The following is a 15,240-nucleotide window of genomic DNA, read 5'->3' on the forward strand; positions in this document are numbered from 1 at the left end:
GAGGTCATCGACTGGCTTTGAGCCCGTAGATAATGACTAGATTAATGATGTTCGGAATTTTATATGGCTAATTATTTTAATACTCTGTCTCTACGTCAGCAACTCGACCAGCTAGGTCGCTGTCGTTTCATGGAGCGCAGCGAATTCACAGACGGTTGTGAGTTCTTGAAAGGCAAGAAAGTTGTTATCGTCGGCTGTGGTGCTCAGGGCCTGAACCAGGGTCTGAACATGAGAGATTCAGGGTTGGATGTTGCTTACGCATTGCGTCAGGCAGCAATCGACGAAAAACGTGACTCTTTCCAGCGTGCAAGCAGCAACGGATTTAAAGTTGGTACCTATCAGGAACTGATCCCTGAAGCCGATCTGGTATACAACCTGACTCCTGATAAGCAGCACGCAAGCGTTGTTGAAGCGGTAATGCCGCTGATGAAAGAAGGTTCTGCATTAGGCTATTCTCACGGTTTTAATATCGTTGAAGAAGGTCAGCAAATCCGTAAAGACATCACGGTAGTGATGTGTGCACCTAAGTGTCCGGGTACTGAAGTACGCGAAGAATATAAGCGTGGTTTCGGTGTACCTACACTGATTGCGGTTCACCCTGAGAACGATCCGAAAGGTGAAGGCTGGGATATCGCAAAAGCACTGGCAAGCGCTACTGGCGGTGACCGTGCAGGTGTTCTGGAATCTTCTTTTGTTGCAGAAGTTAAATCAGATCTGATGGGCGAGCAAACCATTTTATGTGGTATGCAACAAGCCGCCGCTATCCTGGCATTTGAAAAAATGACTGCTGATGGCATCGACGCCGGCTATGCCGCTGCGTTAATTCAGTATGGTCTGGAAACCATCACCGAAGCACTGAAAATCGGTGGTGTAACAAACATGATGGACAGACTGTCAAACCCTGCGAAAATCAAAGCGTTTGATTTGTCTGAACAACTGACCGATCTGTTACGTCCGCTGTTTGAAAAACACCAGGACGACATCATCAGCGGCGAGTTTTCCCGCACTATGATGGAAGATTGGGCAAACGGTGATGCCAACCTGCTTAAATGGCGTGAAGAAACTGGTCAGTCTGGTTTTGAAAACGCACCTAAGTATGATGGTAAAATCACTGAGCAAGAATTTTTTGACCACGGCATCCTGTTAGTTGCCATGATCAAGTGCGGTGTAGAAGTTGCCTTCGACGTAATGGTTGAAGCAGGTATCTTACCTGAGTCTGCCTACTACGAATCACTGCATGAAACACCATTGATTTCAAACACTATCGCACGTAAGCGTCTGTATGAAATGAACGTGGTAATTTCCGATACTGCTGAGTACGGTAACTACCTGTTCGCAAATGCTGCAGTACCGCTGATGCGTGAGAAGTTTATGCCGTCTATCGATACCAGTGTTATCGGCAAAGGTTTAAATGTCAGCTCTAATCAAGTTGATAACCGCCGCCTGGTAGAAGTAAATGATGCCATCCGTAATACCGGTGTAGAAGCTATCGGTAAAGAATTACGCGGCTACATGACGGACATGAAAGCCATCATTGGTGTGTAACGATTTCTGTCGTTAGGTGCTTAACCAAGCCCTCTTGCCCGACCATTTTGGTCGGGCTTTTTTATGCCTGAAATTCCATATCTGCAAACAAAAACACCGGCAGAACGCCGGCGCTTGAATTGAGTAAGCCATACCGCTGCGCTGATTATTTACCAGGCCCTGCAATATCGATTTCCGGTAACGGCTCTGCAGTATCAAAGCCCAGCACCTGAGAATAGAAATACAGCTCAGCATTCAGGGCTGTCACAATATTCTCAGACTTTCTGAAACCATGCCCTTCACCTTCGAACGACACGTAAGCTGTCGGAATTCCTTTGTCTTTCAGTGCTTCGAAAATCATCTCTGACTGATTTGGAGGTACCACTTTGTCTTCCAGGCCCTGTAGCAGCAGTAGCGGCGCATTGAAGCCATCGAGATGATGGATGGGTGAGCGTTCAATGTACAAGTCCTTTCGCTCCGGATACGGTCCGATCACCTGGTCAAGATAGCGGGATTCAAACTTGTGGGTATCTCCCGCCAGCGCCTCAAGATCGCTGACACCATAATGACTGGCACCCGCTTTGAACACGTCACTGAACGCCAGGGCCGCAAGCGTCGTGTAGCCACCGGCACTGCCACCGCGAATAATGAGCTTTCCGGCATCTGCCAGCCCCTGATCCGCCAGCCACTGCGCGCCGGCTACAGCATCTTCTACATCGGTTACACCCCATTCACCGTAAAGTGCATGACGATATTCACGGCCATAACCCGTACTGCCGCGATAATTAAGGTCGAGAATACCGAAGCCCCGGCTGGTCCAGAAATACTTACTCACTGAATAGGTGGGTGACGCTTTTGATGTCGGCCCGCCGTGGATCATCACAATGAGTGGCGGCGCACAGCCTTCTGGTGCTGACACGTCCGGATTCGCCGGCGGGAAATACGTGCCGTATGCTTTCGCGTTTTCACCCACCGGGAAACTCACTGCCTGAATGGCTGGCACCCACGCCGGGGGCAGCGTGGAATCACTGGAGGTTGTGATCACACTGACTTCAGGGGAGTCAGCGGTTAAATCAGATAAGGCAATCAGTTCACCCGGGCGGGTTTGCGGATCCTGAATGACATACAATGCAGAGTCCGACTCAACAAAGTCTTCAATAGCCGCACTTTCCGGCGTCAGCACATGCATTTCGCCGGTTTTTCTGTCAAACAGATAAAGCTGGCCAATGGCTCCCTGAACCACATTCGCCAGAATGGAGCCATCCTGACGGATGCGGTAGTAATGCTTACCCACCTGCCAGGCCGGTCCGCCTGTCTCTGAATTCTGCGGCTGCGGTGACAACAGAGTAAATGCAGTGCCCGACACCTGGTACAGTGACCACCAGTTATTCCGGTCGCTCAGCACGTACAGGTTACCTTCAGCATCCCACTGGGGATCTATAGCCGATTCACCGGTATCCGGGTTATGTTCTGTCAGCCCTTCCAGTTTGCCGTCAGCGGCAAAGGCAGCCGACCACAGCGTAGTGTTATCCCAGGGCATATCCGGATGATTCCATGCGATAAAGGCAACGGATTTGCCATCCGGGGACAGGCCGGGTGCAGACACAAAGCTGCTGCCTGAAAAAAGCACGTCGCCTTCTGACATCCCTTCAGCCGGAATGGCGACCAGCGTATTCTCCGGCTCACCGGATACGCGATGATCTTCGCGGATACAAATCAGCCGGTTACGGGGCGCATCAAGCTCAAAGGCTCCAAAACGAATGTTTGCTGCCGGAGTGATAGCCACCGGCGCTGCGCCAATGACCATGCGGTAAACACGCTGATCATTAAAATGCGTAAACCAGACCACGCCGTTATTAACCAACATGGAACGGCCACCGTATTCGTGTACGCGTGTTCTTGCATTCCACGGTGCAGGCAGCACCTCTTGCGGCTCACCTCCACTTTTTCCCTTTTTTCTGCGCATGATGGTACACCGGCCACCTTCTTCAGGCCGGGACTCAACCCAGTAAACAAAGTCACCATCGACGGCCAGAGAGGACAGACCGCGGCTACCCTGCACAACCGCCTGAGCGGAGACAGGAGATGGCCAGCCGCCATACTTAACGGCATCGGTTGATGATAATTTCATAAACTACCACGTCCAATATTGATTCTTTGAGCTGACGAGCAGTAAAGAAAACAGCCAACAATATAAGCAAACAACATAACGGATATTCCCGTTCAGAAACGGCATGAATAAGGGATTAATGTAACTTAGAACAAATGAAACTGCTATTTATCAGAAGCTTTTTAACTTAGCAAAGATGTATAGTTATAATCAGCGATTGATAACTTTTTCAGTAAGTTCCTATTTAAATATAATAAAAAATCATCATTGTTCAGCTCAAAACAACTGATTATTATTTAATCAAAACAAAAGGAGTTTGTTTAATGGTTAAATTAGTTTGGCTTGTACTAATTTCAGTCATGCTAACTGCGTGCGCATCTAATAATTATTACGGTGCCCAACACGAAGAAAATGTAGCTAGGCACATTCTTCGGGTATCTGGCCATGGCTACCTTATTAATTCAGATAATCAGTCAGACTCGCTCGTTTTTAATGATGAACAGCTTAAAAGTCACATGACGCTTTCAGAGGTAAACGAAAGATTCAAGCATATTTTTTCCAGCGCACTGCAATTAGCCTGTCGAAATGAATACATCCTTGAAGGTGAGATGGGCGAGTCGAAGCTGTCACATTGTACTCACACTAGTGATCAAGCTATTCAAACATTAGATGAGTGCGCCCAAATGGGCCTTACTCTTAAAGCATGTAATCAAACAGTCTACGAGTCTTTTAAGAGCATGTTTATAGACAGGAAAGTTCCGATAAAATTCTTAGTCTATTTTCATGGTGGTCTAAACAATTACGACAACTCAGACGAGCGGCTATCAAAGCAGTTAGAATACATTAAATCGGGCTTACCGCTCGGCCACCCCACTAGTAATTACCCTAACCCAGGGTTCAAAACTGTCACTAACGATTGGCAATATCCAATTTTTGTATCTTGGCCGTCGAGCGCCCTTAGTACATATGAAGAACACCTTCTTTCAATCAGGGAAGGTCGACGAGTTAACCCAAACCTGTCGTTTGCGTCCACACCAGTTATTTTATTTGAAGACATAGTTACCTCCATTGGCGAATTTCCTGCCAACATGTACTATCAGTTCACCAATGACAAAGACAGGATGGCCTCTAATCCTAGCGTACTGCTATCTCATGTATGGAAAGAAGCTAACTTACAATTCAATAACCTTCAATGTAAGCCCAACGGAAAAACAGATGCATCAGATTTCGAGGCGAAAAAAGTACGATTAAATGCGAAATCGGATACTGAAGACAAAGAGAGTTTTTTATACATAAATCGCTCTGTATACAAGAGAAGCTCTCTAAAGCATAGGGGCAAGGTTGGAGTTTTTATACTGTTAACTCCAATCAGATATGTAGTTGGCGGCATTTGGAATGGGACATTCGCAGGTAACGCATGGCAGGTTATGAAACGAAGGGCAAGGAATATGTTTGACCCGACCGGCGATGCAGATGCCAGACTACAAAAAGAACTCGAATTCCAACAAGATTATAGAGATGGTGTTGGAAGCTCCCTAGGTGCCTTTTTCGAGAGCTTGCTTGCGCTCCAAAGTCAATTCCCTGAGGCAGACATCCGGCTTACGTTAGTCGGACATAGTATGGGTACTATCGCGATCAATAATTTACTGCAACGCTATCAATCAGAATGGCAAAAATCAGATATCTTGCGTGATGTTATCTATATGGCAGCAGCAGCAAGCACACAGGAAACCCTCTCTATCGTGCCGGAAATTATGAAGAATTCACCCCAAACTAATTTTTACAACCTTACACTGAACCGAGTTTCTGAGGTTGCTGAAGATTACCTCTGGGGTGCAGGTCCTTCAGGCTCACTATTGGTCTCCATCGACAAATATCACGATCAACCAGAACATCATCTCAAAAGAACATTTGGCTCGGAAGTAAATGTTCGCTCTTCACTACCAGCAATATTGAACGCCTTCGAGGGTGTTAACGGTAATGTAACACTTAAAGCTTTTAACAATATTGAATTTCTTCCAAATGGTATAGAGCCAATATTGCCAGTTAAACATGGAGATTTCGGAGATCTTAATTACTGGCTACCCACCACATGGGAAATAACCAATGAAAACAATCAGTTAGTAAAAAAGAAGGACATAGTCGCATGCACCCCAAAAGTTGTCAGACCATTACCTATTGAAACCACTAAAGAGGGTAACGAAAAAAGCGAGGGCTACGTAGAACCTGTTGTCAGCGACGTATTATTTAAAACAAATTCCGTCAATTAACGAAGGTGTTCAAGGATGAAAAAACATTTTACGCTTACTGGATTAATTATTTTCTCAGTACTTACTGGCTGCTCAACTATTCACGAAGGCAAGGAAAGTCATATCCTTGCAGTAAACCCTGTACCAGCTTATGACATTGGTACTATTCAAAACCTGAAGAACTTTAATGTTGATTATTCAATTAATGACAAAAAAGTATTTCTATTTTCACATTATCTGAAAGACACATTGCGTAAAAAAGTCAAGCAAGGGCGAGTCGGAGAAGAAGCATTTGCCAGTTTTCAGGTTATTTTTGCAGCTCTTGCTTCTGCTTTTTCCGCTTCTACTGGTGTTCACCCTGATGTTGTCACAGGCTTAGCCGGCTTAAGTGCATTGTCACCCGACATGGCCAACATTATTAATGCTGGGGAAAAAGCCAAAGCATATTCGCAGGCTCTTGAGCTCATCGAAGCAGCTGAAGCGTTATATCTACAAAGTCGTGCACAGGTTGCGAATGATAAGACAGACCTGATTCCTGAAGATCAATTGACCCCACAAGGCGCCGCCCTTATTGTAAGTTCTTCGGCGGCTCTGAAAGTTATGCGAGATACACTACTTGGTGCAATCCCGAAAATAGAGGAACTGGAGAAAGCAATGGGCAAATATGCGCGTTTTTCCATGACTGATAACCTCATTAAAGTTGAAGTGACAAGCGCAGACCTGACGATGAAGAAAATTAGCAACAATAAGGATAACTATAAGCGCGAGGTTCTAGTTTACAAAGGTCAAGCAATTTCCAATTGCTCATCGTCTGCTCCATTAGTCGCATCAGTTTCATGTGATGATCCCAATGATCGGATTACGATTTCCCCTATTGCTATTGGTGATTCAGTCATTTCAGTGATCAGCGATAAAGGGGAACTAACAACAGTGCGGATCACTGTCGCTATAGATTCAGAAAATGGAACTGAAACGCCTCAAAATTCGACTAATTCTGTAACACCTCAGCAAGACAATTCTGATGATAAAACGTCTGCGCAAACAAATGACAATCCCAAAGCTTCAGAAAATTCCAAAGAGTAAGCAAAACAATAACGAACAAACACAGTAGCGGTATGGAATCCCTTACATATCTTCTGCCCTGCCGCCGGTTTCAGTGCACCGACTTTTCCGCAAATCTCACGCTCACAAAAGCGAGGGAGAAGAAGATCAGGAAGCCAAAACCGATAGGATATAGGGTGCCGTTTAAGAAACTGTCGATAGACAAGGCGATAGGAACAGAGAATATACTCGACATGGAGCCGATGATGGCTGCGCCAAGGCCGGCCATCTGTCCCAGAGGCTGCATTGCAAGGGCGTTCAGATTACCGAACAGGATCCCCACAAAGAAGAATCCGCAGAACATAACCGGCAGAAGCAAGGTCAGAGGAGGTAATCCGCTGAATACCGTGATAAGCGCCAGGAAAACGACAGAGAAACCCACAACGCCGTATAACGCAATACCCACCAGCTTTTTCATACCAAAGCGGACTACCATCGTGCCGTTAAAGAACGATGCCAGGCCGATGGAGAACGCGAGGAATGCAAAGATAAACGGGAACATGGTGCCTGTGTCGTAATATTCCTGAAAAATGGTCTGTGAAGCACTCAGGTATCCCAGGAAAGCACCGAACATAAAGCCCATGGCGACGGTATAACCCATCACGTTTCCGTGGGTCAGAATAAACTTCGAAGACTGGAAAAATTTAGACCAGGCGAAGCGGCCCCGCCGGTCAGCAGGCAGTGTCTCCGGCTGACGGGACAAAAACCATGTGCCGGTGAACACAGAGACAATCAGAAACAGCGTAAAAATATGCGTCCAGTGGAAGAACGTCAGGACAGCCTGACCCACCATCGGCGCAATCATCGGCACCAGAATGAAAACCATCATGATGAATGACATCACTCTGGCCATTGCATCGCCCACATACAAATCGCGGATGATCGCCATTGCAGCCACACGGGGACCGGAAACACCGAATGCCTGTATTAAACGGCCGGCCAGCATGGTAGACATGTCGTCTGCCATCATACAGACCACAGTACCTACAACGAAAATCGAGATGCCAAGTAAAATGGCTTCCCGCCGGCCACGGGTATCAGAATAGGGGCCAAAAAAGAGCTGACCGAAAGCCATGCCGCCGAAGAAAATAGACACAATCAGATGCGCATCATGGGGATCGTCTGCATGCAGCGCTTCGCCAATCTGGATCAGAGCAGGCAACATCGCGTCGATGCTCAGGGCAACCAATGAAGTCATTAACGCCATCAGAGCAACAAACTCGACAAGGCCCAGCGTTGGCTTAATTGGGGAAGGGTTTTCTGACATGTGTGTTGTCTACTCTAATCGACATAAAATAAAGGGCGCATAGTATAGCCTGAATTTGCCGGAAATTGCGTCAGTCTTTACCGCCGGAATGTAGAAAATTTACACCTTTTAAAGCATAACCGGTTTGATAAAACGCATACCCCGGCAAAATAGCGCCTTTTGAACTTTGCAGTCCGGGATATACTCTAACGCCTGTGATAATGCAGGTTTAGTTTCAACGGCAATTTTACGCAGTTGATAGCGTCTGAAAGATGATCGTTTTGCATCGTTTCTACGAATACCATTATCATTGTACGACCGTTTTTTTAGGGTAGGCATCCATCAATACTGTTTTCCGGCTTTTGCAAGAGAGCCTTTCTATCACGGGGCTTTAATGCACACTTTCCATCTGCACCACAGGAAAAGGAAATTCGCCCGGTTATGATTCACCGTTTTACTGTTAACGCCTGGCAGCGCTTTGTGCTGTCCTGCGCCCTTGTGTTACCTGCATTTTGCACCTTCGCCATCGATGTGGATATTGAAGGCGTAGAAGACGGGAAACTGGAAGATAATATCCGTTTACACCTTAACAGTCTGGATATCAGCAAAGATGTGTTGTCAGACCCGTTCTGGCAGGATGAGCTGGGCACGACTGTGTCAACAGCGGTTGAGCCTTTCGGCTATTACAACAGCACGACAACCGTAGAAGTATCCGGCGATGATGTGATCCTTCATGTGAATCTGGACACGCCGCTAACAGTGACCAATGTTACCCGTGAGATCATCGGTACCGGCCGTGAAGATAAAGATTTCCGTGACCGCTTTAATGCCTTTTCGCTGAAAAAAGGCGATGTATTGAATCAGCCGGTATACGAAAACTTTAAATCGTCCATGTTTAATTACGCGTTGTCCCACGGTTATTTTGACTTTAACTGGCAGGCAACGCGGCTCGACCTGGTCAGGGAAGAAAGAGCAGCCAATATTCTGCTTATCGCACAGAGCGGCCCCCGCTATAAGTTCGGTGAAGTAAAGCTGATTGGCGATCAGAAATCTGAAGCCATCCTCAACCGGTTAAAGCCCTTTGAATCCGGCGAGTATTACTCGTCAGCGAAACTGACAGAATTTAACCGCCGTCTGAATCAGTCGGGTTACTTCTCCCGTGTTATTGCCCGTCCGGTGGTCAGCGAAGCGGTGGATCTGACCGTGCCCGTTGAGATTACACTGGTACACAAGCCCAGGGATACCTTTAACGTGGGCCTGGGTGCAGCTACAGATACAGGTGCCCGGTTGCGGTTAAAATGGGAACGGCCATGGATCAACACCCGCGGGCATTCGGTCACCTCTGAACTGTTTTTATCTTCACCGGAGCAGTCGTTTACGGTGGACTACCGTATTCCAATGCAAGACATCACCAATGACTACCTCAGTATTGAAGGCGGTTACCAGTTTATTGATTACAGCAATACCAATACCGAGGCTGAAACCCTTACCGTTGCCGCTCACCGTTACTGGCAGGAAGCCAATTCCCCCTGGCAGCAGGACGGCTCGCTGACTTATCTGCGGGAAAATTACACCCAGGGTACGAGTGTGGAACAGACAACTCAGTTGGTCATGCCGGGGTACGCCATACGTTATCTGGATCGTAACGACCCGCTGAATATCACCAAAGGCACCTACCTCCAGGCGTTTTTCCAGTTTGGCCGTGACAACGCCGGTTCTGACATCAATATCACTAAAACCGTTTTGGAAGGCGGCATGATCCGCACACTCAATAAACACTGGCTGATGCTGAGAGCAGAGGGCGGTGCCATTGAGACCAATGACTTTTACCGTGTACCTGCATCACTGCGGTTTTTCGCCGGTGGTGATCAGAGTATCCGGGGCTTCGCTTACCGTGATATCTCACCGAAAAAGAATGTTTATATTGACCCGGAGACTGGTGAAGAGGTTGTTGACGTCATTATCGACCCGGAAACCGGAGAGGAACTGACCGACGTGTCGGTGGGCGGCCGCTACCTGGTGACGGCCAGTGTTGAATACGCCTACCGTGTAGCCGAAAACTGGCGTGCTGCGGTCTTCACTGACGCCGGTACGGCAACCAACGACTTTGACGAAGGCCTGGCTTATGGCTTTGGTGTGGGTTTTCACTGGTTATCGCCTATCGGACCTGTGCGGGTTTATGGTGCCAGAGGTCTGTCTGAATTCGAAAACAGCTGGCGGCTTCACTTTATTCTGGGGCCGGAACTATGAGCAGACGGAAGTTCACTTTCTGGTTTTTTACCATTCTGCTGCTGATTGTACTGATTGCAGGCCTTATCATCAGTCCGTTAGGTACGCCTGTGATCCGCTATATTGCGAACAAGGCTGTCGACGGATTACATATCGAAAATATCAACGGAACGGTACTCAGTGACTTCTCTGTAGAAGGCGTAAGCTGGCAGAACGAACAGTGGTCGGTAAACGTTAAACGGGCTGAAATCAATGTAGTTTTGGGCTGTCTCATCACATCCAAAGTGTGTATCGACTACCTGAATGTTGATGGCCCCCGTGTTGAGCAACTCTCCGGAGCACCGGCTGAGGATGAGCCGGAACCGGAAAGTACAGAACCGGTCGAAATTCCGGTTCCGGTGAAAATCAATGCATTAGGTATTACAGATGTGTCGGTTAAGTTGCTGGCAGGTCACATCACTCTGCAGTCTTTGTCACTGGAAGGTCAGGCCTTTAAAGAGGTGACGCTGTCACCAGTAAATATTGAAGGACTTATTGTCGCACTGCCAGAAAGTACAGAGAAAGCAGCAGATAAAACGGGTGATGACAAACCGGTGAGTTATGCACTGAGCTATAAAGCGCCGGAACTGCCTGAAATCGTCATCCCCATCCCGGTCACCGTGCAAGACTTCACCCTGCGTAATACACAGTTAAAGCAGGGCGACGCAGTGACGCAGGAAATGGCGCTGCTGAGTTTCAGTACCCTTACACTGGAATCAAGCGACATCGCACTGGATAAGCTCCACGTGGAACATACGCTGGCCAAACTCGATGCGGATGCAAAGGTGACCTTGTCCGGAGATTATCCTCTGTCTTTAGCAGCCAGTGCTGATGTTAATGCCGCCGGTGTGGAGGAGCAGGTCAACGTGTCTGCCGACGGCTCCCTGAAAGCTTTAGCACTGGATGTTGATGCCAGCGGAACATATTCAGCCAGCGTGACCGGTAACGCCAGCATTCTGGATGATACGCTGCCCCTTGAACTCTCTGTTAGCTGGCCGGAGCAACCTGTACCTGACGTTAAGGACACCAGATTGTGGGAAGGTGCGCTGGATCTCACAGGTACCATGGGCAACTACCATTTTACCGCCAAAACCGGTGCAAGCTTGCCGGATATCGGCGATATTCCCGTTGATGCCGATGTTGTACTCAACAGCAACAACATCACAGTGAATGCCCTGACAGTGGATATCCTGGAAGGGAAAATTACCAATACCGGCACACTGTTTTTAAATGAATCTGTCAGTTGGTCGGGAAAAACCAGACTTAACGGCATTTCAGCGCGCAGCTTGTCGCCCTATGCACCATCGCAAATTGAAGGCGGACTAACCAGTCTGATGCAGCTCACCGACAAGGGCGTTGAAGTCAGCGTTACCGATCTTGCAGTGGACGGCATCAGGGACGGTAGTGAGCTGAACGTGACAGGATCACTGGTGTACTCTCAGGCCAGCGATTTAATTGTTACCAACTTAGGTGTTGTACAGGAAAAAAACCGGGTTCACGTTGCCGCGCAAGTATTTAACCAGCGTTACATTAATGCAGATATCGACCTGGACGTAGACGCCACTGAGCAGCTTTATCCTGATGTATCCGGTCAGATAAAAGGTCGTATCAAAGCCAAAGGTGAATGGAGCGATCCGGTGGCGGAAGGTGACATCACACTCACCGGCGTAAAAGTATCGCCGGTACTGAGTGCGCTGGCCGCTGAACAGGGGGAAATGAACGGTAATCTGGGGATCAGCGGCTCTTTATCAGCACACAATTTTAATGTGGATCTCACCCTGCCTGATCATCATCTGAAACTGGAAATGGACGGCGCGTGGAAAGATGAACGCTACACCGCCGACATCACAAACAGCCAGCTGGGATTGCTGACAACACGGTGGCAGTTAAATCAGCCTTTCCGGGTTGCAGTGCGGCCAGAACCTTTCAGCATGAAAATATCTGAGAATTGTTGGGAGTCCCGTGAGAACGGTGAGCTTTGCATCGAAGATGTGCTGTTCAAAGATGAACGGACAAAATGGATTGTCAAAGCGAACGGTCTGCCACTCGGGTTGTGGGCCCATGAGCTGCTGCCCGACACATTTACAGCCAGTTCTGATGCGAAGCTGTCGGTGAATACAACCGGTGAATTTGGCAAGAATGCGCCAATGACAGCGAATTTTGATCTGGCATTCACTCCGTCTGTCTGGACAATGGGGCCTGAACAGCAACTGAAGCTGAACCTTGATGAAGTCTCCGCCAAAGGCCGGTATGAAGATGATTTGCTTACCTCCACACTGAACATTCTCAGCGAACAGCTGGGGGCGGTAAACGCCGACATGAAAGTCAGACCCGTTGAAGAAAACATTCCGCTGGAAGGAACGGTGAATATCGACAATATCCGCATCGCACCGTTCAAACCCATGTCAAAAGCGATACGGGAACTGGAAGGCGCACTGAACGGCCAGCTGGCAATTAAAGGCACGGCAAGCTCACCGTCGCTCACCGGCAGCGTGAAGCTGACAAACGGCAATGTGGATATTGAAGATATGCCGGTGAAAATAGGCGACTGGGAACAGACTATCGAATTCGTTAACCGCAGTGCCACCTTTAACGGCGCGTTTTTGCTCGGTGAAGGAAAAGGGACGTTGTCCGGCGATGTTAGCTGGGAAGATGAGCTTACCGCTAATGTGAACCTTAAAGGCAAACGCTTCCAGATTAACCAGCGTGATATCCGCATGCAGGTGTCGCCTGACATTACAGCCAGCATCAAACCCAACAACGTAAAGGTGACCGGTAATGTGAACCTGCCCTGGGCCAGAGTAAAAATTGAAGAACTGCCTGCCAGTGCGGTTTCGCCATCCAAAGACGTGCATTTACGGGGCGAACCGCCGGTTGAAGACCCGCTGGATATTATTGATGCCACTGTCATGGTAAACATCGACAAAGACAAAACCGGCGAAGTAAAGTTGGATGCGTTCGGGCTGACAGCTAACCTTTACGGCGGCATTGAAGTCAGAACCCATCCTGCACTGGTGGGATACGGCGATTTGCAGATCCTTGACGGACGCTACCAGGCCTATGGTCAGGACTTGATTATCCAGACCGGTGAAGTGCAGTTTAACGGCCCGTTGGATCAACCTATGCTGCTGGTTGAAGCTATCCGCGACCCGGACAAAACAGAAGATGGTGTGGTTGCAGGGATCCGCATTGACGGCGCGGCTGACAGCCCGAATATAAACTTATTCTCTGAGCCGGCAATGAACCAGAGTAACAGTTTGTCATACCTGTTAACCGGCTCCGGCCCGGGGTCATCCAGTTCTTCTTCGCCAGACTACAACGCCTTGCTGCTGGGCTTCGGTTTATCCAATACAGAGAAGCTTCAAGGCAAAGTGGGCAGTGCGCTGGGGATTGAAGATTTCAGCGTCGGCACCACATCAAGTGCAGGGGGCGGCGCAACGAAGTTATCATTGAATGGCCGCATAAACGATCGTCTTACTGTGCAATACAACGTTGACGTGGGCCTGAGCGGAGACAACAGCAGTACGCAAACACTGAGACGACGTCAGGAGCCACCCGACCTGGCACTGCGTTATCGTCTGTTACCCAAACTGTTTGTAGAAGGTGTACAGACAACCATTGAAGAACAAACGGAATTTGCTATCGATTTTTATTATGAGTTCTTTCTGGGCGGCCCGCAGGAAGCAGAGAAAAAAGCTGATGATGAGGCTGACGAGGAGTAATCATGCAATCTGTACCGTTTTCCATTCTTGACCTGGCGCACATCGGTGAAGGCCAGACGGCAGCCGATGCCTTTGAAAAAAGCAAAGCCATTGCGGCAGAAGCAGAAGCACAAGGCTACCAGCGCCTCTGGCTGGCAGAACACCACGGCATGCGGGGCGTAGCCAGTGCAGCAACAGCAGTATTACTGGCGGCCATCGGTAATGCCACCCGCCATATCCGTATCGGCTCCGGCGGCATTATGTTGCCCAATCACTCACCGCTGGTCATTGCCGAACAGTTCGGTACGCTGGCGACACTGTTTCCGGGCCGGATTGATTTAGGCCTTGGCCGGGCGCCGGGTACAGACATGGCGACGGCCATGGCGCTTCGCAGAAATATGCACGCCAGCGTGGATGACTATCCCGCCGATGTGCAGGCTCTGCAGGCGTATTTGTCTGATGACAAAGGTGGCAAGGGAGTTATCGCCATGCCGGGCGCAGGCACTCGTGTACCACTTTGGCTGCTGGGCTCCAGCCTTTACTCAGCAAAACTTGCCGGTCAGCTCGGTTTACCCTATTCATTTGCCTCCCATTTTGCACCGGAAATGTTGCAGGATGCCATAAGCGTTTACCGCGCCAGCTTCAGACCCTCTGAACAACTGGAGAAACCTTTAGTATCCGCCGGTGTGATGGCTGTAGTCGCTGATGACGAAGACGAGGCTGCCCGGCTGTTTACGTCGGTCCAGTTGCAATTTGCTAACCTGAGAAAGCAGGCCAACAAACCCATGCCAGCTCCGGTGGATCATATTGAAGCCGTATTGTCTGAATACGAAATCGCGGCCATCAATAACACCCTCCGCTTTGCCATTACCGGCACGCCGCAGCAGGCTGAGCGCCAGATTGCACAGTTTATTGAGGCTACCGGCGTAGATGAGATGATTTTCTCATTCCCGGTCACCGATACCGGAAAATGCTTACAGGCAATCCGTCATGTTGGCAGCCTGACGTCAGTGATGACGAAGCAGGACTGGGCAGCCTGAA

General features: G+C 48.8%; 8 protein-coding genes. 6 read left to right on the plus strand and 2 right to left on the minus strand.

What is annotated here, in order from left to right:
* Positions 1 to 63: 63 nt before the first annotated feature.
* A complete protein-coding gene (gene ilvC / locus ACXAGR_RS05945; RefSeq protein ID WP_119503171.1) occupies positions 64 to 1,545 on the plus strand; it encodes a ketol-acid reductoisomerase in 1,482 nt (493 codons plus the stop codon).
* Between the two features lie 145 nt (positions 1,546 to 1,690).
* Here the strand turns inward: ilvC and ACXAGR_RS05950 are convergent, their stop codons facing one another.
* The gene (locus ACXAGR_RS05950) at positions 1,691 to 3,655 is read right to left on the minus strand and encodes an alpha/beta hydrolase family protein (RefSeq protein ID WP_474848672.1); all 1,965 of its coding nucleotides are present in this window, start codon (positions 3,653 to 3,655) and stop codon (positions 1,691 to 1,693) included.
* A gap of 302 nt (positions 3,656 to 3,957) precedes the next feature.
* Here ACXAGR_RS05950 and ACXAGR_RS05955 point away from each other — a divergent pair, with 302 nt between their 5' ends.
* Both ACXAGR_RS05955 and ACXAGR_RS05960 read left to right on the plus strand, forming a co-directional pair.
* A complete protein-coding gene (locus ACXAGR_RS05955; RefSeq protein WP_474848674.1) occupies positions 3,958 to 5,904 on the plus strand; it encodes a hypothetical protein in 1,947 nt (648 codons plus the stop codon).
* 15 nt (positions 5,905 to 5,919) lie between these two features.
* On the plus strand, positions 5,920 to 6,966 hold the full coding sequence (locus tag ACXAGR_RS05960) for a hypothetical protein (RefSeq protein ID WP_474848676.1): 1,047 nt from the start codon (positions 5,920 to 5,922) through the stop codon (positions 6,964 to 6,966).
* Positions 6,967 to 7,036: 70 nt separating this feature from the next.
* Here the strand turns inward: ACXAGR_RS05960 and ACXAGR_RS05965 are convergent, their stop codons facing one another.
* Positions 7,037 to 8,251 (minus strand): multidrug effflux MFS transporter, encoded by a 1,215-nt coding sequence (locus ACXAGR_RS05965; protein WP_474848678.1) that lies wholly within the window; start codon positions 8,249 to 8,251, stop codon positions 7,037 to 7,039.
* A 420-nt stretch (positions 8,252 to 8,671) separates the two neighbouring features.
* Between ACXAGR_RS05965 and ACXAGR_RS05970 the strand changes: the two genes are divergently transcribed.
* From ACXAGR_RS05970 to ACXAGR_RS05980, 3 genes are read left to right on the plus strand one after another with little or no spacing between them, the layout of a single operon-like run.
* Positions 8,672 to 10,480: an autotransporter assembly complex protein TamA gene (locus ACXAGR_RS05970; protein WP_474848680.1), complete on the plus strand. Its 1,809-nt coding sequence runs from the start codon at positions 8,672 to 8,674 to the stop codon at positions 10,478 to 10,480.
* Positions 10,477 to 14,220, plus strand: coding sequence for a translocation/assembly module TamB domain-containing protein (locus ACXAGR_RS05975; RefSeq protein WP_474848682.1), 3,744 nt, complete (start codon positions 10,477 to 10,479; stop codon positions 14,218 to 14,220). The genes ACXAGR_RS05970 and ACXAGR_RS05975 overlap by 4 nt, the downstream gene beginning before the upstream one ends.
* On the plus strand, positions 14,220 to 15,239 hold the full coding sequence (locus tag ACXAGR_RS05980; RefSeq protein WP_474842410.1) for an LLM class flavin-dependent oxidoreductase: 1,020 nt from the start codon (positions 14,220 to 14,222) through the stop codon (positions 15,237 to 15,239). The genes ACXAGR_RS05975 and ACXAGR_RS05980 overlap by 1 nt, the downstream gene beginning before the upstream one ends.
* Position 15,240: the final 1 nt, after the last annotated feature.

It is taken from the genome of Alteromonas sp. ABH4_457 (assembly GCF_056160625.1).